Origin of the sequence: Streptomyces novaecaesareae, assembly GCF_000716875.1 — a bacterium.
GTDB classification, from domain to species: domain Bacteria; phylum Actinomycetota; class Actinomycetes; order Streptomycetales; family Streptomycetaceae; genus Kitasatospora; species Kitasatospora novaecaesareae.
Genome location: NZ_JNWQ01000015.1, coordinates 70,406 through 91,285, shown reverse-complemented (window position 1 = coordinate 91,285; position 20,880 = coordinate 70,406). Strand labels below are relative to the sequence as shown.

Annotated in this window: 16 protein-coding genes and 1 rRNA gene; 12 read left to right on the top strand and 5 right to left on the bottom strand. The window is 73.3% G+C overall.

The genetic code is table 11. The features are described 5' to 3' along the window. Positions 1-73 (top strand): 5S ribosomal RNA (gene rrf, locus OP86_RS39130); the annotation flags it as partial. Positions 74-178: 105 nt separating this feature from the next. Here rrf and OP86_RS08140 read toward each other — a convergent pair. From OP86_RS08140 to OP86_RS08125, 4 genes are all read right to left on the bottom strand, one after another. Next, complete coding sequence (locus OP86_RS08140) at positions 179-1,159, bottom strand: ParB/RepB/Spo0J family partition protein (RefSeq protein WP_030060863.1); 981 nt, start codon at positions 1,157-1,159, stop codon at positions 179-181. Positions 1,160-1,611: 452 nt separating this feature from the next. Continuing rightward, positions 1,612-2,001, bottom strand: coding sequence for a hypothetical protein (locus OP86_RS08135; RefSeq protein ID WP_030060864.1), 390 nt, complete (start codon positions 1,999-2,001; stop codon positions 1,612-1,614). 156 nt (positions 2,002-2,157) lie between these two features. Beyond that, positions 2,158-2,442, bottom strand: a complete 285-nt coding sequence (locus tag OP86_RS08130; RefSeq protein WP_030060865.1) for a phosphopantetheine-binding protein — start codon at positions 2,440-2,442, stop codon at positions 2,158-2,160. Between the two features lie 111 nt (positions 2,443-2,553). Beyond that, positions 2,554-3,234: a 2OG-Fe dioxygenase family protein gene (locus OP86_RS08125; RefSeq protein WP_157849692.1), complete on the bottom strand. Its 681-nt coding sequence runs from the start codon at positions 3,232-3,234 to the stop codon at positions 2,554-2,556. A gap of 462 nt (positions 3,235-3,696) precedes the next feature. On the opposite strand from OP86_RS08125, the gene OP86_RS08120 reads away from it, so the two are divergent. The 11 genes from OP86_RS08120 to OP86_RS08070 all read left to right on the top strand — a co-directional run bounded on the left by OP86_RS08120 (position 3,697) and on the right by OP86_RS08070 (position 19,627). After that, positions 3,697-6,279 carry a non-ribosomal peptide synthetase gene (locus OP86_RS08120; protein ID WP_051829835.1) on the top strand — a complete coding sequence of 861 codons (2,583 nt, stop codon included), beginning with the start codon at positions 3,697-3,699 and terminating at the stop codon, positions 6,277-6,279. After that, on the top strand, positions 6,276-7,577 hold the full coding sequence (locus OP86_RS08115) for an ATP-grasp domain-containing protein (RefSeq protein WP_051829834.1): 1,302 nt from the start codon (positions 6,276-6,278) through the stop codon (positions 7,575-7,577). Before OP86_RS08120 ends, OP86_RS08115 begins: the two co-directional genes overlap by 4 nt. Then, on the top strand, positions 7,574-9,514 hold the full coding sequence (locus OP86_RS36490) for a hypothetical protein (protein ID WP_033331325.1): 1,941 nt from the start codon (positions 7,574-7,576) through the stop codon (positions 9,512-9,514). The genes OP86_RS08115 and OP86_RS36490 overlap by 4 nt, the downstream gene beginning before the upstream one ends. Positions 9,515-9,706: 192 nt before the next feature. Further along, on the top strand, positions 9,707-9,901 hold the full coding sequence (locus tag OP86_RS08105) for an MbtH family protein (protein WP_030060872.1): 195 nt from the start codon (positions 9,707-9,709) through the stop codon (positions 9,899-9,901). Positions 9,902-9,991: 90 nt separating this feature from the next. Then, a complete protein-coding gene (locus OP86_RS08100; RefSeq protein ID WP_033331323.1) occupies positions 9,992-11,731 on the top strand; it encodes a condensation domain-containing protein in 1,740 nt (579 codons plus the stop codon). Between the two features lie 2 nt (positions 11,732-11,733). Beyond that, complete coding sequence (locus tag OP86_RS08095; RefSeq protein WP_051829833.1) at positions 11,734-13,398, top strand: amino acid adenylation domain-containing protein; 1,665 nt, start codon at positions 11,734-11,736, stop codon at positions 13,396-13,398. Beyond that, entirely contained in the window at positions 13,367-14,941 is a 1,575-nt protein-coding gene (locus OP86_RS08090) for a carbamoyltransferase C-terminal domain-containing protein (RefSeq protein WP_030060876.1), read from the top strand. Before OP86_RS08095 ends, OP86_RS08090 begins: the two co-directional genes overlap by 32 nt. Before the next feature lie 58 nt (positions 14,942-14,999). Beyond that, on the top strand, positions 15,000-15,836 hold the full coding sequence (locus tag OP86_RS08085; RefSeq protein ID WP_030060877.1) for a hypothetical protein: 837 nt from the start codon (positions 15,000-15,002) through the stop codon (positions 15,834-15,836). A gap of 16 nt (positions 15,837-15,852) precedes the next feature. After that, the gene (locus tag OP86_RS08080) at positions 15,853-16,821 is read left to right on the top strand and encodes a 3-oxoacyl-[acyl-carrier-protein] synthase III C-terminal domain-containing protein (RefSeq protein ID WP_030060878.1); all 969 of its coding nucleotides are present in this window, start codon (positions 15,853-15,855) and stop codon (positions 16,819-16,821) included. A 95-nt stretch (positions 16,822-16,916) separates the two neighbouring features. Further along, positions 16,917-18,752, top strand: coding sequence for an NAD(P)/FAD-dependent oxidoreductase (locus OP86_RS08075; RefSeq protein ID WP_157849691.1), 1,836 nt, complete (start codon positions 16,917-16,919; stop codon positions 18,750-18,752). Continuing rightward, positions 18,749-19,627 (top strand): formyl transferase, encoded by an 879-nt coding sequence (locus OP86_RS08070; RefSeq protein WP_106973361.1) that lies wholly within the window; start codon positions 18,749-18,751, stop codon positions 19,625-19,627. Before OP86_RS08075 ends, OP86_RS08070 begins: the two co-directional genes overlap by 4 nt. Before the next feature lie 52 nt (positions 19,628-19,679). Here the strand turns inward: OP86_RS08070 and OP86_RS08065 are convergent, their stop codons facing one another. Next, the gene (locus OP86_RS08065) at positions 19,680-20,834 is read right to left on the bottom strand and encodes a glycine amidinotransferase (RefSeq protein WP_030060881.1); all 1,155 of its coding nucleotides are present in this window, start codon (positions 20,832-20,834) and stop codon (positions 19,680-19,682) included. Between the last annotated feature and the right edge of the window lie 46 nt (positions 20,835-20,880).

Here is a 20,880-nt window from a genome sequence, read left to right as displayed (position 1 = left end):
CCCGGAAGCTAAGCCTCACAGCGCCGATGGTACTGCAGGGGGGACCCTGTGGGAGAGTAGGACGCCGCCGAACAATTCTTCTGAAGAACCCCCATCCGGGTCCCGGATGGGGGTTCTTCGCGTTTACCGGCGCTTCCGGGCGGCGGACGGGCGGGTCGGCCGGCCCCGGACATGCGGGTCAGCCGGTCTTGGGGATGTCGCGGAGTTCCTGCGGCTGTTCCAGATCGTTCGCGAATTCGGCCCACCAGCGGCTACAACACTTGGCCATGTAGGCGATCCGGGCCTTGTTGTGCGCCGGGAGCGACCTGATGAGGCTGGCGCGGTTCTCCTGGCTGATGGCGTGGAAGCTGAGCCAGCGGAGGAGGAACCGGCCGCTGCCGGTCAGCCGTAGGGACGGGTCCTTCTGGAGGCTGTTGAGGTCGGACACGTAGGAACCGTCCATCGGGTCGGGGCCGGGATCGGCGGCCGGGGGGCCGGAGGGGTCGAGCGGTCCGGCAGCGGGGTCGGGTGCCGGGTGCGGGCCGGGGAGGAAGCGGGCCGGGATCGGGTCCTCGCCGCGGCTCAGGCGTTTCCGGACGTCCCGGGCCGTGCCGACGGAGATCCCGGCTCGTCTGGCGATCTCACGCAGGCTCAGGTTCGGTTCGGAGGCGATGAGTTCGCCGGCCCGCAGGCGGCCGGCCGTGGTGTTGAGCGGTCGCACCCGGCCGTCGCGGCCGATCCTGGACTGGGCCTCGGCGTGGTCGTCGGGCAGGGAGCGGGCTCGGATCCGGGCGACGGTGGGGGCGCTGAGGCCGGTCATCCGGGCGATGGCCCGGTCCGACCAGCTGTCGCCGGATTCGAGGATGCGGGCGGCGGCGGACTCGCGGTCGGCGAGCGAGAGCGGCAGTCCGTGCGTGACGTTCAGCTGGACGGCCCGGATGAAGGCCTCCAGTTCGGTGCCGTCGAAGAACTCGACGGGCACCTCGGTGTCTCCGCGTAACTGGGCGACGCGCAGCCGGTGCATCCCGTCGATGACCCGCATGGATTCGCGGTGGACCAGGATCGGCGGGAGGGTGGCGTCGGATTCGGCCAGGAGTCGTATGTGGTCGGGGTCCTCGCCGTCGAGTCGGGGGGAGTCGGCCGGCCGGATCCGGTCGATCCGGACGGTTTCCACCGTCATCTTCCATGAACGACGAGCGATCTGGACGGCACTGTCTGGAGTGGGGGTCGAACGCCCTTCGCTGTGCAATTTCACCTTCACTGGACGAATGGAAACCGCAGGGGAAGTCGGTGCTGATTAGTTCCGCCTGAATATGCGCCGTCGGCTGACCGGTGATGTGCCGCATAATATCGGGCACTTTCATTTGCCTTCCGGCTGATTCACCTCCGTATCGGAGAGTATTTTGTGGGCTGGGGCATGTCAAGGGTGATCGTCGGGGATTCCCTGGGGGCGGTTTGGCCTGGTCGTCGGCGTCGACCGGCCGCGCGCCGGGTACCCAGGGAAAGCCTCGCCAAACCGGCAGATATGGCGTGGACGTTTCCGGGTGAATTGCACATGTTGCGGGCGTACGGCAATATCACGAAGAAATCTCGTTGCGGGAATAATATTGAGAGTGGCCGAGACCGGGTCGATTAGGGCCGGTCGGGCTCCTCGCCGGGCACGATGCCGATGCCGCGGTGCGAGAGGACCGGTTTGAGGAGCAGGGTCCGCTGCCTCCGCTGCGAGGGCGTGAGGCCGAGGGCGTCGGCCAGGGCGCCCACCGAGCCGTCGTGGAGGCGCTGGGGCAACTCGGTCAGCAGGCGGTGGACCGTCCCGAGGTCCCGTACCAGCGCGGCCCGTTCGGCGGCGGAGAGGAACACCGGCGTCGGAAGGAGCCTGCCGCGGTAGGTGATCCGCAGCAGCCGGTCGGCGGTCGCCTCCCCGGTCAGGTCGTCGATCCGGACCGCGTCGCGGGCCAATCGCTCGCGGTAGGCGCGCCCCAGGTCGGACCGCGCGGGCGCGGCAATGTGATCGCTGTTCATCCCCGTTCCCCCCGTTGGTGGTGCTCGTCTCCCGATCAGCGGCAGCCGCTCGTCGCGGGCGAGGGCAGGGCTGATCAGGTGTGTGCTGGGCCCGGTCGGGCCGCGCCGGGCCCGGTCAGTCCGGGGGACGGCGCGGCCCGGCCGTCCGTGCTCGGCTCACTCGGCGCGCCTGCTCTCGGTCAGGCTCGGCCGGGCGGGGGCCGGCGGGGCCGAACGGAGGGCCTCGGCGAGCAGGGCCACCGTCGGCGCCTCGATCACCGTCCGGACGGTGATCGCCAGCCCGAAGGCGGTGCGGACCCGGTCGACCAGGCGGAGCGCGTCGACGGAGCTGCCGCTGAGGGTGAAGAAGCTCGCCTCGTCGTCGACCCGGTCCAGTCCGAGGAGTTCGCACCAGATCGCGCGGAGGAGGTCGGGGGTGGGGGCGGGGTGTACCGGGCTCATGGGGCGTCGGTCTCCGTCAACGGAAGTCGCGGTGGGCTACGGGATGGCACGGCCCGACTGGCGGCCGGACGCCGAGGTCGGCAGGGCGCCGAGGTCGGCCGAACGCCGAGGTCAGCAGAATTCGAGGAAGAACATGTCGCGGTGCCCCTCGGTGGCCGGCGGGGCCACCGCGACCGGGGACGCGGAGTGCAGGCAGGTGCGGTCGTCGAGGAGGATGAAGTCGCCCGGCTCGGTCATGGTGCGGGTGAGCAGCGGCGTTCCGGCGTTGTCGTACAGGGTGCTGGTCCCGCCCGAGACGTCCCTCCGGGCGACCAGCATCATGACGATGTGCTCGACGCCGTCGCGGTGGACGCCCTCGGGGGTCGGGTTGCCGGGCTCCACCCCGGTGGCGGTGATCCGGTGCTGGTGGAGGTTCACCCGGCGGACCGGGGCGGCCGGCCGGTCGTCCGGCACGCCGTCGGCGATGCGTGCGGCGAAGCGGGCCAGCAGCCGACGGAGCACGGGGGTGTCCAGCAGTCTCCGGTCGACCGGCTCGAAGCGGCGGACGACACCGCCGTTCAGCCGGTTGATCTCCTTGCTCTGCAGAAAGCCCCCGGTGTCGAGCGGCCGGATCGCGCCGCCGTCCAGTTCGTACGAAATAGCGGAGTATTTCCGGCGCCGGTACGTCCCGCCGTCCCCCATGTGGCCGTCCAGTGGCAGATTCTCCCAGAACCGGCTGAATCCGTCCCAGTCGCCGGAGTTCCAGAGCGGATCGTCGCGGACATTGCCCAGCACATAGTTCGGCTCATCCATTCTTCCCAGGCTCATCACGGCCCGAGGCCCTGTCAAGGGTCGCCGGAGCGGGCGTTCGACGGGCAATTCTGCACCGGTGGAATTGCCGGACGCATTCGGGTAGGGTCGCCCGGCCCGTTCGGTCGGGGGCCGGTTCCGAACCGCTCCTGGCGGTGTGTTCAACGCGGTGTGTTCAACTGCCACAACCTGTCAGTTGCCCGCCCTCCGGGGATGCTCGGCGGCAATCGGTGGCACCCCCGTGGAATCCGACCAGCCTTGACGAATGCTCGTGCCCTCGCCGTTACTGGCTTCCGGCCGACGTTCACCCCAGCTCCACGCTTCCCGGCCGTTCCGCCCTGCCGGCCCGGCGGAAGTCGTCGTCCGATCCGCCGTTCGGCGATGCGAGGCGATGCGAGGCGTTGCGCGGGCGTCGAGTCCGGTCCAGCGCGCCGGGCCCCTCGACTCGACACGTGAAGGAGCCGCATGGCCATGGCCGAGGGCCTCGACCCCACGACGACCGGGAGCACGGTCCCGCGCTCCGACGGTCTCCCGGACGCACCGTCCGATCTCCTGCCGGACGAACTCGCCTGCGGTATCGCCGACTTGAGCCGGGCGTACGACGTGCCGGAGGAGCTGACGCTGCTCGCCGCGTTCGCGGTGCTCGCGCTGCGGCACGGCGGCGGGCCGGAGCCGGAGGCGACGGTGCGTACGGGCGAGCCGGGCGAGCTGGGCGCGACCAGGGCTCACCGGGTGGAGCTGGCCGACGACCCGTCCTTCGCCGAACTGCTGGCCCGGCTGCGCAAGCAGTCGCCGGTCTCGTCGGCGGCGGGGTCGGCCGGCCTGCGGATCGACCTGCGGCCCGGAGCAGGGACGGCGGGCAGCCCGGCGGCGGACAGCCCGGCGGACGACCTGGACGGGCAGCCCGCGCTGACCGTCCGCCGGTCACCCGAGGGCCTGCACACCCGGTTCGATCACCGCCCCGAGGAGGTCGCGCGCTGGACCGCGCGCTGGCACGCCCTGCTCGCCGCCGTCCTCGCCGACCCGGCCGTCCCGGTCGGGCGGACCGCCGTCCTGCCGCCCGCCGAACGGGCCCTGCTGCTCGGCGCGTGGTGCCGTACGGGCTCCTCGGTGCCCGGCGCGCCGCTGGTGCACCGGCTGGTGGAGGCCTGGGCCGAGCGGACGCCGGCGGCCGTCGCCCTGGTCCAGGCCGAACGGACCCTCAACTACGCGGAGTTGAATGCTCGGGCCAATCGGCTGGCGCACTGGCTGCGCGAGCGGCAGGTCGGCCCGGAGGTCGCGGTGGCGCTCTACGGCGGCTCCACCGTGGGGATGCTCACCGCGATGCTGGCGGTGCTCAAGGCCGGCGGCTACTACGTGCCGCTGGACGTCGCCGCGCCGCCCGCCCGCACCGCCGAGGCCCTGGCCGAATGCGCGCCCCGGCTGGTGCTCACCGAGGCCCCGCACGCGGCCCGGCTCGCCGAACTGGCCGGCGGCCACCGGGAGATCGACGAGCGCGGGATCCACGAGCGCGGGATCGACGAGCGCGGGATCGACGAGCGCGGGATCGACGAGCGCGGGATCGACGAGCGCGGGATCCACGCGTGGGAGATCCACGACCTCGCCGACTGCGACCTCGCCGACCGACCGGCCGGCGACCCGCAGAACCCGGTGCACGGCGAACACCTCGCCTACGTGATGCACACCTCCGGCTCCACCGGCCGCCCCAAGGGCGTCGCCATGCCGCACCGCGCGCTGGTGCGGATCATCGACTGGTACGTCGACGCGACCGCGATCGAACCCGGCGCGCACGTCCTGCAGTTCAGCGCGCTGAGCTTCGACGCCTCGTTCTGCGAGATCTTCGGCGCCTGGCACGCCGGAGCCCGCCTCGTCCTGCTCCCCGACGAGGCCGTGCGGCGCGAGCCCGAGGCGCTGCTCGACCTGCTGGAGCGCGAGGCGATCGAGCACCTGGAGGCGCCCTACTCCGGCCTGCTCAACATCGCGCACTGGGCGGCCCGCCCGGACGGGCGCAGGGTCACCCGGCTGCGTACCGTCGTCACCGGCGGCGAGCAGCTGGTGATGGCACCCGACCTGGTGCGCTGGCTGGAGCAGCTGCCCGGCTGCGTGCTGCGCAACGGCTACGGCCCGTCCGAGACGAGCGTGGCCACCACCCACTGGCTGCGCGGGAACCCGGCCGACTGGCCGCGCCTGCCGTCCATCGGACGTCCGATCACGGACGCCTCGGTGTACCTGCTCGACCACGCCCTCCAGCCGACCCCGACCGGCGTGGTCGGCGAGCTGTACGTCGGCGGGCCGATCGTCGCCCGGGGCTACGCCGGCCGGCCCGGGCTGACCGCCGAGCGCTTCGTCGCCGACCCGTTCGCCCCCGAGCCCGGCAGCCGGATGTACCGGACCGGCGACCTGGCCCGCCACCGGCCGGACGGCTCGCTGGAGTTCCTGGGCCGGGCCGACCAGCAGGTGAAGATCCGCGGCCACCGGGTCGAGCTGGGCGAGGTCGAGTCGCGGCTGCTGGAGCACCCCGAGGTCGGCGAGGCCGCCGTCACCCTGCACGAGGACGCCGCCGGCCGCAGCCTGGTCGGGCACGTCGTCGCCCGGGACCAGGCCCGTCCCCCGACCGCGCGGGAACTGCGGGAGCACGCGGCCCGGTTGCTGCCCGAGCACATGGTGCCCGCCCGGTTCGTGTCGCGCCCCGCCCTGCCGCTCACCCCGACCGGCAAGCTGGACCGGGCCGCCCTGGAGGTGTCGCCGCCGGACCGGGCGGAGACCGACACCGAGCGAGCGGCCGAACAGCCGGGCTCGGCAGCCGGGTTGACGGAGACCGCCATCGCGCTGCTCGGCATCTGGCGGGAGGTGCTGGCGATCCCGCAGATCGAGGTCACCGACGACTTCTTCGACCTCGGCGGCCACTCCCTGCTGGCCACCCGGGTCATCTCCAAGGTCCGCACCGAGCTGGGCAAGCGGGTCCTGATCGGCGACATCTTCGAGTGCCCGACCGTCGAGCTGCTGGCCGCCCGGATCGACCAGCCCGCCACCCGGGGGGCCAAGTGAGCCGCCCCGTCGTCGTCATCGTCGAGCCCTACTCCTCCGGCAACATGTACGCGCCCGCCCTGCGCCGGGCCGGCTTCTCGACCTGCGGGGTCACGCTGCGCTCGGCCGCCCCGCTGGCCGCCTCCTTCCGGGCCGAGGACTTCGACCACCACCTCGAATACGGCGCCGACGACGCCGCGCCGATCACCCCCGGGCTGCTCGACCCGGTCCTGGAGCGGCTGCGCCCGCTGGCGCCGGTCGCGGTCCTCCCCGGCGAGCAGCACGGCGTCCGCCTCGCCGACCGGCTGGCCGCCGAACTCACCCCCGACCGCGCCAACCGGCCCGAACTCGCCGCCGCCCGCTGGCACAAGGGCGAGATGTACGCCGCCGTGGCCGCCGCCGGACTGCCGATCGTCGAGACCCTCTGCACCCGGGACCCGGAGCAGGTGGCCGACTGGCTGCGCGCGCGGAACCTGGCCGGGCGCGACCTCGTCGTCAAGCCCGCCAACGCCTCCGGCACCGACGGCGTGACCAGGCACCCGGGCGGCGCCGGTTGGCGCGAGGCCGTCACCGGGCTGGCCGGCGGGGTCAGCCGGCACGGCATCCAGCTCACCGACGTCGTCGTCCAGGAGTACGTCACCGGCGTCGAGTACGCGGTCGACACCTTCAGCCACGACGGCGTGCACACCGTCACCGACATCGTCCGGTACCGCAAACTGCACTCCGGCGGCCGGATGGCGATCTACGAGAGCATGGAGTTCGTCCCCCACGACGCCCCCGGCCACGACGAACTCCTGCGCTACACCCGGCAGGTGCTGGACGCCCTCGGCGTCCGGTTCGGCGTCGCGCACACCGAGGTGATGCTCACCGACCGCGGGCCGCTGCTGATGGAGGTCAACGCCCGGCCACCGGGCGGGGCGCAGCCCTGGGCCTGCCAACTGGCCACCGGCGACAACCTGATCGACCGCGCGGTGCGCCACCTGGCCGGGGAGAGCGCCGTCCGCCCGGACTACGACCTGGAGATGACCGTCCTGGTGGTGTTCTTCTCGGTCCGCTCGGCCGGGCGGATCAGCGGGATCGCCGGCCTGGACGCCATCACGGCGCTGCCGAGCTGCTACCACCTCAAGGTCAACGTCGAGGACGGCGACGAGGTGCCGGAGACCCTGGACCTGATGGACGCGCACAAGCTCGGGGTGGCGGTGCTCGCCGACCCCGACCCGGCGCAGGTCGCCGCCGACCACCTGGAGGTGCGGCGGATCGCCTCCCGGGTCGGCCGGCCGGGGGGATTCACCGTCGACGTGGCCGCGGTGACGCCGTGACCGTCGGCCCGCCGCACCCGGCGTACTCGGCGCATCCCGACCCGGCCGGCTACCTCGCCGCGCTGCGGGACCCGGGGCGCATCCCGGTGCTCGGCGGATTCGGCGACGGCTTCGCCGAGGCGGCCGCCCAGGCTGACCCGGCCACGCCGGCCCTCCCGACCGGCGGGGTGCTGGTGCTGACCCCGCCCGGCTCGGCCGCCGCCCCGCTGGGCGACGCGCTCGCCGAGCGCGTCGGCGGGACGTTCGTCGCCTGCGCGCCCCGTGAACTGCCGGCGCTCGACGCCGCCGCCGACCACGTCGTGCTCGCCGCACTCGCCGACGAGCTGTCGCTGGACCTGCTGCTCGAAGCCCTCGACGCGACGGCCGCGCTGCGCCGCGCCGGCCGCGGCGAGGCGGCGCTCGGCGTGGTGTCCGGCCGGAGCCCGCAGGAGCTGAGCCGGCTGATCGCCAAGGGCCTCGGCGCCGGCCTGCGACCGCCGCCCGACCACCCCCAGCTGTGCATCGCCCCGTGGGGCGGCCCGCAGCGCGAGGAGGTGCCCGGCCTGCACTGGGTGACGGGCGCCGACGCCCATGCCGAGGTGGTGGCGCCGCTGCTCACCGGGCGGCGGCACGGCCTGGTGTCCTTCGCCGTGGCCGGACGCGAACACGCCCTGGTCCTCGCCGACACCGTGGTCTGCGGCGCCCACGCCGCCCGCACACCCGGGCAGGGACCGGTGCCCGACGCCGCGCCCGGCTGCGCCTTCACCGGGAAGTGCTTCCGCCCGGGCCTGGACGCGGCCGACGTCATCCCGGCCCGGGCTATCCGCGCCGACGTGGTCCTCGCCAACAGCTGCACGTCCTGGCGGCCCGGCGACGGCCTGGTGGCCGCCGACTACCGGCTCACCGACGCCTTCGCGTGGGGCGGCGCAGCGGCCTTCATCGGGGCCGTGCACCGGATGGTCCCGGACGTGCGGCTCAACCGGCTCGCCCACCGCGCCGCGGCCGCCGGGGCCACCGTCGGCCAGCTCGGCGTTCTGCTGAACCGGCAGGCCGGTGGCCGGGAGGTGCCGTACCACCTGGTGCTCGGCCTCCCCTGGGTGGTGCCGGTCCCGGGGGCCGGGCCGGCCCGGCTGGCGGACCTCGCCGCGCTGCTCGACCGCGGGGACTCCGCCGCGGAGGAGAGGGCGAGGGCCCGCCTGCGGCAGGCCGGCCGGGCGATCCGGGCGCTGCGCGAGCTGCCGCTGGCCGGGCTGCTGCCGGCCGAGGGCCTGCCCGGGCTCGACGCGCGGGTCGGTGCGGCGGTGGCCGCGCTCAAGGGGGATCCGTCGGTGCTGCGGACGGACACCGAGGGCGACCCGGTGGAGCGGCTGCTGGAGCTGGTCGCCGAGACCGAGTACGGCGTGGCGCTCGACCTGCACGACTTCGGACAGGTCAGCGAGTCCTCGTTGAACGAGGTCTGGGAGGACTTCCTGGAGACCACCGCGGTGCCCGGCGGCGGGCGCTGCCCGTACTGCGGGGGGCCGACGGCCACCGTGACCGGCCGGCACCCCGCCTACCCGGAGCTGCGGCGCGAGGTGTGGGCCTGCCACCGCTGCGGGCCGGTGCTCGACCTGCCCGCCGGTGCGCCGGTGCGGGGCATCCGGCTGGACTGCCCGCCGGTGTGGCCGAGCCCGGGCACCGTGGAGGTCGAGGTGACGGTCATGGCGGCCGAGGGGGCGGGGGAGGGCCTGCCGGCGGCGGTGCTGGTCCAGGTGGCCAAGGCGGCGGCGCGCGGCCTGGTCGTACCGGAGCCGCAGCGGGTGCTGCTGGTGCCCGGGAGCCCGGTCCGGGTGCGGGCCGAGGTCGAGGTCGGGGGGCACGCCTTCGCGCACCACGAGCACGCCGTCCGGGCGGTCGTGGTGGCGGGCGGGCAGGTGCACAGCGCGGCCCGGCCGGTGGCGGTCAGACCGGTGGAGTGACAGGGGCGGTGGGGCGCGGCATTTCCGGGCGGGAAGGCGCCGAAATGCGGTGTGGAGTCGTGCAACTGACAGGACATCACAGTTGAACGAGGCCCGCGTGAGGAGCCGGGGAAAGCTTGTGCACGCCCGGGCCGGTCGGATGTAGTGGTCGGGATGCCGAGGCAGGATCAAGGTGCGTGGAAAGGTGGAGAATTGAATCCGTTCGACGACCCCGAGGCCTCCTTCGTGGTGCTGGTCAACGACGAGGGGCAGCATTCGCTCTGGCCCGAATTCCTCGAAGCCCCCGCCGGTTGGCGGATCGCCCGCACGGCGGCGAGCCGGGCGGAATGCCTGGAATTCATCGAGCGGAATTGGACCGACCTGAGGCCGGCGAGCCTGACGGCCTGACCCCGACGGCCCGACCTCGACGGCCCGACCTCGACGGCCTGGCAGCAGAAGAAGGCAGAAGGCAGAAAACCAGCAGGAGACGGAGGGGACATGTCGGCGGCGCCGCTGTCGTTCGGACAGGAGCGGTTCTGGTTCCTGAACCAGGTCGAGGGATTCTCGGCGGCCCACAACTCGGCGGAGGCGTTCCGACTCTCGGGCCCGCTGGACGCCGGGGCGCTGGAGGCGGCACTCGGGGACGTGACGGCGCGGCACGAGGTCCTGCGCACGGTGTTCCCGCTGGTCGACGGCGACCCGCAGCAGCGGGTGCTGCCCGCCGAGGAGGGCCGTCCTGGCCTGGTGGTGGCCGCGTCGACCGAGCAGCAGGTACGCGCCGCGGTGGCCGAGGCCGCCGGGCGGGGCTTCGACCTGACGGTGGACCGCCCGCTGCGCGCCTGGCTGTTCGTCCTGGCACCGCAGGAGCACGTGCTGCTGCTGGTGTTCCACCACATCGCCTGGGACGCGTGGTCGGCCGGGCCGTTCTGGGGGGACCTCGCCCAGGCCTACGAGGCCCGGCTGGCGGGCGCCGCGCCGAGCCGGCCCCCGCTGCAGGTCCAGTACCGGGACTACGCGGTGTGGCAGCGCGCCGTCCTCGGGCACGAGGACGACCCGGAGAGCACGCTGGCCCGGCAGTTGGCCCACTGGCGCACCGAACTGGCCAAGATCCCCCGGGAGTTGGACCTGCCCGTGGACCGCCCCCGGCCCGCCGTCCCCAGCCGGGTGATCGGCACCGTGCCCTTCCGGATCGAACCCGAACTGCACGGCCGCATCCAGGAGTTGGCCCGCGAGGGCCAGGCCACCGTGTTCATGGTGCTGCACGCCGCGATCGCCGCGCTGCTGACCCGGCTGGGCGCCGGGACGGACATCCCGGTCGGCACCCTGGTGGCGGACCGGGGGGAGGAGGCGCTGGGCGACCTGGTCGGCTTCTTCGTGAACACCCTGGTGCTGCGCGCCGACACCTCAGGCGACCCGGACTTCCGGACCCTGCTGAGCCGCGTCCGGGACACCGACCTCGTCGCCTTCGAGCAGAAGGACCTGCCCTTCGAGAAGCTCGTGCACGCGCTCAACCCGGAACGGTCGATCGACCGCAACCCGCTGTACCAGGTCTCGATCGCCTTCTACGACGGCGTGGAGAACGCGCTGGACCTGAAGGGCGTCCGCGCCCGACACGAGAGCATCGACACCGACAGCGGCACCCTGGACCTCGTCTTCGACCTCAACCAGACCAAGGGCGCGAGCGGCGGACCGGGCGGCATCGACGGCGTACTCGCCTACGCGGTGGACCTGTTCGACCGGGACACCGCCCGGCACCTGGCCCGCGGCCTGCTGCGCCTGCTCGAAGCGGCGGCCGCGGACCCGGGCGCGCCGATCGGCCGGGCCGAGCTCGACTTCCCGCTCGACCGCCGCCCGGCCCTCCGGCCGCCGTCCGAAACGCCGGAGCCGCCCGACCAGTCCGAAACCCCGGAGCCGTCCCCGGCGGCGGACCGGGGCGCCCGCACCCCCCTGGAGGAGACCCTCTGCGGGCTGTTCGCCGAGGTGCTCCAGCGCACGCCGATCGCCGTCGACGACGACTTCTTCCTGCTCGGCGGGCACTCGCTGGCGGCGACCCGGCTGGTCAGCCGGATCCGCTCGGTGCTCGGGGCCAGGCTCGGCGTCCGCGAGTTCTTCGACGAACCCACGGTCGCGGGCATCGCCCGCCGGCTCGGCAGCGCGGCCCGCGAGGACCGCAAGGACCCGCTGCCGCCGATCTCCCGCCGGCCCGCCGGGCCGACCGGCACCGGCCGGGGCGCGTAGCGGTGGCCCCCGACACCGGACTCAACGCGGACCTGCCGTCCTGGCGGCCCGGGGCGCCGACCGAACGGTGCCTGCACGAGGTCTTCGAGGAGCGGGCCGCCGCCGCCCCCGCCGCCCTGGCCGTGACCTGCGGCGAAGAACGGCTCAGCTACCGCGAGTTGGACGAGCGGGCGGACGCACTGGCCCGCCGCCTGGTGGCCGCGGGCGTACGGCGCGGGGAGCTGGTCGGCGTCCACCTGGAGCGCGGCACGGAGATGGTCGTCGCCATCCTGGCCGCGCTGAAGGCCGGGGCCGGCTACCTGATGCTGGACCGGGCCTTCCCGGTGGAGCGGCTGCGCGCCATGGCCGAGGACGCCGGCCCGGCTGTGCTGCTCGCCCGTACGGCGGCGGACGCGGACCGGCTCGGCACCGCGGCGGGCTTCGTCCCCCTGGCCGACCCTGGCGGGACCGACCCGGACGGCCACACCGGGACCGGTACCGGCCCGGCGCCGCCCCACGGCGCCGCCCGCGCCCGGCCGGGGGACACCGCCTGCGTGATCTTCACCTCCGGCTCCACCGGCCGCCCGAAGGTGGTCGCCGCCCCGCACCGGGCGATCGTCGGCACCGTCCTCGGCCAGCACTACACCCGCTTCGGCCCGGAGACCGTCTGGCTGCAGTGCGCGCCGGTCTCCTGGGACGCCTTCGCGCTGGAACTGTGGGGGCCGCTGCTGTCCGGCGGCGCCTGCGTGATCCACCCGGGGAGCCCGGATCCGCTCCGGATGGAGCAACTCGTCGCCCGGCACGGCATCACCACGATGAACCTCCCGACCGTCCTGTTCCACGTGATCATGGACACCCGTCCGGAGGTCTTCGCCGGGCTGCGGGACCTGCTGGTCGGCGGTGAGGCGCTCTCGCCCGAGCACGCCGCGCGGGTGGTCCGGCGGTTCCCGCGGCTGCGCTTCGTCAACGGCTACGGGCCGGTGGAGTGCATGGTCTTCGTGACGACGCACCGAGTCGCCCCCTCCGACGCCGGCCGCCCGTCGGTGCCGATCGGCCGGGAGCTGGCCGGCAAGCCCGTCCACGTCCTGGACGAGCGGCTGCGCCCGGTGCCCGACGGGGAGGTCGGCGAGCTGTACGCCTCGGGCGTCGGGCTGGCCCACGGCTACCTCGGCCGGCCCGGGCTGACCGCGGAACGCTTCGTCGCGGACCCCTTCGGCCCGCCGGGCGGTCGGATGTACCGCACCGGCGACCTCGTACGCCGGTACGGCGACGGGGTGTCGGAGTTCGTCGGCCGGGCCGACGAACAGGTGAAGATCCGCGGGGCCGGGGTCGATCCCGCCGAGGTCGAGACGGTGCTGGCGGCGCATCCCGACGTCACCGGGGCCGTCGTCCTGGCCGCCGGCGACCGGGCGGAAAACCGCACCCTGGTCGCCTATCTGACGATTCGTCAGCAGCCTCGTCGGCAGGCGGGCCACCAGGCCGGAGCAGCGTTCGCCGACCTCGATCTGCGCGGCTATACGGCCGGGAAGCTGCCTGATTTCATGGTCCCGTCCCGGTTCGTGATCGTGGACTCGTTCCCCCGGACGCACAACGGAAAGCTCGATCGCACGGCCCTGGTCGAACTCGACGCAGGCAGGCCGCACGGAGGTGGGCAGGATGCTGGTTCTGGGATTCAAAGAAGGACATGACGGTGCGATCGCCGCGATCGAGGACGGCCGGCTGCTGTTCTCCCTGGAGGCCGAGAAGGACTCGTTCCCGCGCTACGACCGGCTGACGGCCGAGGTGCTGCTGCTGGCCGCGGAACGGCTCGGCCGGATCCCCGACGCCGTGGCGGTCGGTGGCTGGGTGAAGGGCGCGTTCTCCGTCGAACCGCCGTCCAGGACGGGGTACTTCGGCGTCGGCCCGGGTTCGGTGACGGACGAGGCCGGCCGGTTCTTCGGCAAGGACGTGCGGATCTTCTCGTCCACGCACGAACGCTCGCACATCATGACCGCGCTCGGCCTCTCCTCCTTCCGGCCCGGGCAGCCCTGCTACTGCCTGGTCTGGGAGGGGAACATCGGCTCCTTCTACCTGGTCGACGAGCACGGCGCGGTGACCCACCTGCGCCATGTCATGGCGGACCCGGGCAACAAGTACGCCTACCTGTTCGCCCTCGCCGATCCGCGCTTCCCCGCGAACAAGGGCCTGCTGCGCCTCCAGGACGCCGGCAAGCAGATGGCCCTGACCGGCTTCGCCCGGCCGGGCGGCCCCACGGCCGTCGAGCGGGAGCTGATCGACTTCATCCTGAACCAGGACCAGATCATCCTCAGCCTGGCCAAGGACCAGATGACCTGGACCCCGTTCCACGACATCGGCGTGGAGTCCCAGGAGTACAAGGACGTCGCGGCCCGGCTCTCCGACGCGATCTTCGAGCGCTTCCACGACTACGCCGCGAAGGAGCTCACCGCGGGCTATCCGCTGCTGATCTCCGGCGGCTGCGCGCTCAACTGCGAGTGGAACCGCCGCTGGCGCGAGTGCGGACTGTTCCCCGAGGTGTTCGTGCCGCCGTGCCCGAACGACAGCGGCTCGGCCCTGGGCACGGCCATCGACGCGCAGCTGCACTACACCGGCTCGGCCGCGGTGGAGTGGGACGTCTACGCCGGCGACGCCTTCGTCGAGGACGCCTCCTTCGACCCGGCCCGGTACGACGTGCGGCCGCTGGACTTCGCCGAGGTGGCCCGGTTCATCGCCGACGGGAACGTGGTCGCCTGGGCGCAGGGCCGCTGGGAGATGGGCCCGCGCGCGCTCGGCAACCGCTCCATCCTGGCCGCGCCGTTCAGCCGCGACACCACCACCCGGCTCAACAAGATCAAGCAGCGCGAGGGGTACCGGCCGATCGCCCCGATCTGCCTGGAGGAGGACGCCGAGCGCTGGTTCAGCGGCTCCGTCCCCGACCCGTGGATGCTCTACTTCAGCCAGGTGACCTCCGACGCGCTGCAGGCCGTCACCCACGTCGACGGCACTGCCCGGGCGCAGACGGTGACCCCGGAGCAGAACCCGGAGATCGCCGGGCTGCTGACGGCCTTCCGCGACCTGACCGGGTTCAGCGTGCTGTGCAACACCTCGCTCAACTTCTCCGGACGCGGATTCATCAACCGCACCAGCGACCTGGTCCGGTACGGCGAGGAGCACGGCCTGGACGGCTACGTCGTGGGCGACACCTTCGCGGTGCGCCGCGGGCCGAGGGCGTGAGGCGACCGACGCCGTGCTCGACATACCCCAGCCACGCCAACGGGAAGGCGGTTCGACCGTGAGTCCAGAATCCCGTCCAGTCGCCGGATTCCAGGCGGATCCGGAGTTCTTCCGCCTGGAGGAGCGGACCGAGTTCGACCCAGGGCTGGTCCTGGAGGTGCTGCACGGCCGGCGGCTCGGCGTCATGTTCCGGGGGGTGATCCCGGCCGAGGCGCAGAAGGAGTCGGTCGCCCGGTTCTGGTCCAGCCCGGCGCGCCGGCACCGCGAGGGCGAGCCCTCGCACTACATCGGCTCGTACCACTGGAACAAGTCGACCGGGACCTACCTCGCCGAGACCGCGCGGATCACCGTGGACGTCCGCGAGGTGCTCGACGTGCCCGGCTCGCCCTGGCACTCCTTCCGCTCCGGGCTGGCCGCCGAACTCGCCCGGCACGGCGCCGTGTTGAGGATCGCCGAACACGAGGGCGCCGAGGCCTGCCCGGCGCTGGTCCGGGCCTGGGACAAGGAGGGCAGCTTCGCCCTCGAACCGCACGAGGACGAGGCGCAGTGCGCGGACCCCCGGCAGGCCGGCTTCGAGATCCAGGGCGTGCGCGACCACGAGGTCTGCGCGGTCAACATGTGCGTCGAGAACGAGGCGGGCGGACGGCTGGTGATCTGGAACATCCGCCCCGACGACGAGAGCCGCCGGCGGCTGGGGATCGAGCACACCGGGTTCTCCTACCCGGCCGACGCTCTCACCGGCTTCGACGAACTGCGCATCGAGGTCGGGCCCGGGGACGTCTACGTCTTCAACGGCGCCTACGTGCACGCCGTGGACGCCAGCACCGGGAACCGGACCAACCTGTCCTTCCTGATGGGCTTCATCGACGACCGCACCGTGGTCTCATGGACGTGACCTCCGGCGGCGCCCGATGAGCGCCCTCCAGCCCTCCGCCCTCCAGCTCTCCGCCGCCCTCCAGCTCTCCGCCCTCGCGTACGTGCACGGCGAGCGGCGGCCCATCGCCGAACTGTCCGACCGCCTGGCGCCCGAACTGCTCGCCCCCGACACCGGACTGAGCTGGTACCGGGCGAGCGAGCGGGAGATCTGGCAGCTCGCCGCGGCGGCCGGCGCCCGCACCGTCGAGGCCGCCGCCGAACCGCCCGACCTGCTGGTCTACGTGAGCGAGAACGACCACGGCAGCAGCGACTCGCTGACCCACCTGGTCCGCGAACTCGGCCTGCCCGCCACCCGGTACCTGCGGGTCTCCGGGCACGACTGCGGCAACCTCGGCCCGGCCCTGCACCTCGCCGGGCAGGCGCTCGGCTCGGGCGAGCACCACAGGGTGCTGCTCCTGATGGCGGACCGGGTGCTGGACGGGGACCGCAGCCAGGCCGACACGCTCTCCGTGGTCAGCGATGGCGCCGTGGCCTGCCTGGTCACCGCCGGGGAGGCGGGCGGCGAGCCAGGGGGCGGACCGGGCGGCGAACCGGCCGCGGACGGCGTGCGGTTCGCGGTGCACGGCGTCTCCACCGTCACCGACGCGGAGGCCGGGGCCGGGGCGGGCGCCGGCGGCCGGATCCTGGCCACGGTCGCGCTGGCCGTGGCGGGCACCGGGGAGATCGCCCGGCAGTGCGGCCGCGCGGTCGAGGACTTCGACCACCTGATCTTCCCCAACTACCGCACTGTCGCCCAGGAGTTCCTCTGCTCGGCGATGGGCGTACCGCTCGACCGCCTGCTGATCGGCCCGATGGCCGAGTACGGGCACTGCTTCTCCGCGGACAGCCTGGTCTCCCTGGCGCACTGCGCCGAACGCGGGGGGATCCGGCCGGGCGAGCACGTGCTGGCCTTCGGCGACGGCCCCAACTCCTGGTCCTCGCTGGCCGTCGAGCGCCTCGCCTGACCACCTGGCCCGCCGAACCCCGGAACGAACCCCGGAACGAACCCCGGAACGAATGAACGTCGGAACGAATGACCGTAGGGAACCAGGGAACCACCATGCCCATAGTCGTAACCGGCCCAGTGAACCGCGCGGTGCGCGACCTCGTCGAGGACGGGACGGACCCGCGGGACCGCGCGGGGTTCGTCACCGATCCCCGGCGGGCCGTCGTCGTCGCCGACGCCCGGGAGGCCCCGGCCGCGGGCCCCGGGCCGTCGGCGCAGGACCTGGTGACGGTACGGGCGTTCGAGGCAGCGCCGGCCCCGTTCGGGCCGGTCGGCACCCCGTTCGGGCCGACGGACGCCGCGCTGCCGCTGGTCGAGGCCCTCGGCCCGCCGACCGGGGCCTTCCTGACGGCGCTGCGCCACGCCGAGCAGCACCTCCGCACGGGCGGCGAGCAGGTCGCGCTGGCGCAGGCCCCCGGCCGCGACGTCGTCCTGGTCGGCGCCGGGGTCGTCAACCTGCTCACCGCCTGGTACCTGGTCCGCGCCGGCCACCGGCTGCGGATCCTGGACGCGCGGCCCGACCCGAGGACGGCGCTGCACTGGTCGGCGTACGGCTGCAGCCGCGGCGGCGGCGGAGCCCGGATGTTCACCCTCACCGAGGCCGACGACTACCACGCCAGGACGGCCGCCGACCGGCCGTTCGTCAACGGGGTCTTCCGCCGCTCCCTCGACGCCCGGGGCTGGAAGGTGAAGGCGACGCCGTTCACCGCCGAGGAGGAGCGCTGGGTCTCCCAATTCGAGGGCGTCCCAGGATGGTTGGCCCAGATCTACAATGACGACATTCTCTCGTTCAACCGGGAGAGCCGCAAGCTCTGGCGCACGCTGCGGGAGGAGTGCCCGGGCCTCTTCCAGGACGTCGGGTACGCGCCGGGAATCCTGCGGCTCTACACGGACGGCGCGCAGCTGGAGCAGTCGGCGCAGCGCCACGCCGGCCTCGGCGCCCTGCGCGGCGTCCTCGACCCGAAGGAGCTCCGCCGGCGCCACCCCGGACTCGCCGGTGCCACCGGGGAGTTGGCGGGCGGCCTGGAGGTGCCCGGCTTCACGGTGGACGTGCACGCCCTCATGGCCCGGCTGGTCACCTGGCTGGAGCGCGCCGGGGCGGTGTTCCGCTGGTCCACCCCGGTCGAGCGGCTGGAACGGGCCGACGACGGGCGGCTGCACGGCCTGCGCCTGCCCGGCGAGGTGGTGACGGCCGACAGCTACGTGTTCTCCCCGGGGGCCTACGGCCGGGAGCTGCTGACCGGCACCCGCTCGGCCGGCCGGATCCACGGCGTGCTCGGCGTCTGGATGGAACTCCCCAACCTGGAGCCCGAGTTGGGCCACTCGCTGAAGATCGCCCGGCGCGGTCACCTGACCGAGGACGCCAACGTGACGCTGGGGACCGACGGCCGCGGCCGCCCCGTCCTGATCGTCGGCTCCGGCTACGGCTACACCGGCGCCGACCCCGCCGACATCGAACCCGCCGCCCTGGAGCGGATGTTCGCCGCCGTCGAGGACACCTGCCGGCAGTTCTTCCCGCAGGCGTACGCCCGGGCCCGCGCCGACGGTTCGCTCCGGCGCAGCCGCCGGGTCTGCGTCCGCCCCTGGACCTCCGCCAACCTCGGCGTCCTGGAGACGCTGCCGACCACCGCCGACGGGGTCGGTGTCATCACCGGTGGCCACAACACGGGCGGCTTCGCCCAGGCGCCGAGCGTGGCACAGGCCGTCGTCGCCGCCCTGAAGGGACGGCCCCACCCGATGCACGAGCTGTACCACCCGCTGCGCCTGGAGCGGTTCCTGCACCCCACCGGGGACGGCCACGCCCGGCCGCGCACCCCTGCCGCCTCCGCTGCTGCCTCCGCAGCTTCCGCCGCCTCTGCTGTCCTCCCGGCCGGGCAGGTGCTGCGATGAGCGTGGAACGCCGCAACGGCAACGAGTGGCACCTCACCCGGGAGGCCCCGGGCGCGCGGCTGCGGGTGGCCGTGCTCTGCTCCGACGACCCGCACCACCGCTACCTCGTCGCCAGGATCGCCCGAGACCTGGACCTCGTCGGCCTCGTCATCGAACCGGGCGCCGCACAGCAGCGCCGACTCTGGGCGCGGCGCGCCTGGACGGACGCCGTCGCCCGCGCCTACCAGGTCCGCCGCCAGCGCTACACCGGCCGATCCGCCTACCGGCGCCGCTACTTCGCCGCGCTCACGCCCCCGGCGCCGCAGCCGGAGCGGGTGCTGTCGGTCGACTGGATCAACGCACCGGAGGCCGTGGCGTTCCTCAAGGGCCTGGAACCGGACGTCACCATCGTCTGTGGGACGACCTACCTGAAGCGCCCGGTCATCGAGGCCGGCGGCCTGATGATCAACATCCACGGCGGGTACCTGCCGCAGTACAAGGGCAACCACTGCGTCTTCTTCGCCTTCCTGCGCAAGGACTACCGGCGCATCGGTGCCAGCCTGCACCTGGTGACCTCCCGGCTGGACGGCGGCGAACTGGTCGAGGTGGTGCGCCCGGAGGTCCTCCCGCAGGACAACGACGAGCACCTGTACGACCGTTCGGTGCACCTCGCGATCGACCGGCTGGCCGAGATCCTCACCGTGTTCGAGGCCGGCGACACCGTGCTGCGGACCGTCGCCCAGGAGGACACCGGCGAGACCTTCCGGCACCGCAGCCGCAAGCCGCACCTGGACCTGTGGGCCTGGCTGCGGATCCGGCTCGGCCTGGAACGCGTGCCGCACATCCCGCGCCGGCAGCCGCCGATCGACTGCCTGGTCCCGCGCGACGCCGGCTAGCACGGCTGAGGGGCGGTCCCGCGACGGGACCGCCCCTCAGTTGTCTCCGGATTCAGCTCAGGTAGTCCTCGGGCGTCGAGCCGCGGCGGACGGTGTCCAGGGTGAAGCAGTGCAGGCCGCCGCCGAACAGCCGGCGGTGCCGGTGGCGGACCGGGACGGCGGTGAAGCCGTGCCGCTCCAGGGTCCGCATCAGCTCCGGGCAGGCCTCGTTGACCAGGACCGTCTCCTGGTCCACGGACAGGACGTTGAGGTCGATGTACGGGCTGGTGAGCACCAGGTCGTCATCGTCGTAGGACGGGAAGGCGTTGATCTCCGGCTCCGGGGCGAAGATCATGTCCCACTTGCGCAGCGGCTCGGGCAGCAGCTCCGCGACCCGCGGGGTGCGCACCAGCAGCAGGCCCGGCCGCAGGGCGAGCACCATGCTGTCGATGTGGTTGTCCGTGATCGAGACGCGGTGGATCCGGAACCGGCCCGCCAGGTGGCGTTCGAGCCAGTCGACGCCCAGGGCGTGGTTGGCCGTCGACACGTTGATCATCAGGTCCCGGCCCAGGCGCAGGCACTGCGCGCCGTCGATCATCATCTCGAAGCCGGTGTCGTACGGCGAGGACGCCGGCTCCTTGATGAACTCGGCCGGCCCGCCGGGCGAGCGCTCCGCGTACGAGGGGTCGAAGGAGGCGTCCGTCATGATCGGCCGGGGCATCACCGTCCACCGGGCGCCCTGCTCGAAGTAGCCCTGGAACACCTTCTTCAGCAGCTGCGTCTCGAAGTACCGGGACCGCACCTGCGGCGGGGTCTCGATGATCTCGTCGCCCAGGATCAGGGTGTTGTCCCGGATGTTCAGCGGCGGCAGCACGGCGGCCGGCCAGGCCAGCGTCTCCACACTGCTGACGTCGGCCAGCGGCATCGGCCGGTGCACCGTGACCGAGAGGGACTCCAGGGTCCGTGCGATGCCCTCCACGTCCTCGTTCAGTTCCTCCACGTACCGCTTCTTGATGGGCGACTGCGCGCTCGCCTCCGGGCCCTGCCCGGCGCCGCGCGGGGAGATCACCGGGTAGTACTGCCGGTCGTAGAAGGACTTCTGCTCGGAGAGCTGGTCGTAGAAGAACAGCTTGAAGGAGAGTTCGGTTTCGTGGGTCGTGTAGTTCTCGGCCGATCCGACGACGACCTCCTGGAGCGGGGACCAACCGTCGTAGCTGTTCAGGCGCACGGGCCTGCCTCCTTCTGCGGTTCTTGTGTCGGTTCTCGGTTCGGTT

What these genes read in the sequence shown, in the direction of transcription:
- OP86_RS08120 (WP_051829835.1), top strand. Translation starts at nt 3,697, where the DNA reads ATGGCCATGGCCGAGGGCCTCGACCCCACGACGACCGGGAGCACGGTC.
- OP86_RS08140 (WP_030060863.1), bottom strand. Translation starts at nt 1,159, where the DNA reads ATGACGGTGGAAACCGTCCGGATCGACCGGATCCGGCCGGCCGACTCC.
- OP86_RS08135 (WP_030060864.1), bottom strand. Translation starts at nt 2,001, where the DNA reads ATGAACAGCGATCACATTGCCGCGCCCGCGCGGTCCGACCTGGGGCGC.
- OP86_RS08070 (WP_106973361.1), top strand. Translation starts at nt 18,749, where the DNA reads ATGAGCGTGGAACGCCGCAACGGCAACGAGTGGCACCTCACCCGGGAG.
- OP86_RS08080 (WP_030060878.1), top strand. Translation starts at nt 15,853, where the DNA reads ATGAGCGCCCTCCAGCCCTCCGCCCTCCAGCTCTCCGCCGCCCTCCAG.
- OP86_RS08075 (WP_157849691.1), top strand. Translation starts at nt 16,917, where the DNA reads ATGCCCATAGTCGTAACCGGCCCAGTGAACCGCGCGGTGCGCGACCTC.
- OP86_RS08130 (WP_030060865.1), bottom strand. Translation starts at nt 2,442, where the DNA reads ATGAGCCCGGTACACCCCGCCCCCACCCCCGACCTCCTCCGCGCGATC.
- OP86_RS08100 (WP_033331323.1), top strand. Translation starts at nt 9,992, where the DNA reads ATGTCGGCGGCGCCGCTGTCGTTCGGACAGGAGCGGTTCTGGTTCCTG.
- OP86_RS08125 (WP_157849692.1), bottom strand. Translation starts at nt 3,234, where the DNA reads ATGGATGAGCCGAACTATGTGCTGGGCAATGTCCGCGACGATCCGCTC.
- OP86_RS08090 (WP_030060876.1), top strand. Translation starts at nt 13,367, where the DNA reads ATGCTGGTTCTGGGATTCAAAGAAGGACATGACGGTGCGATCGCCGCG.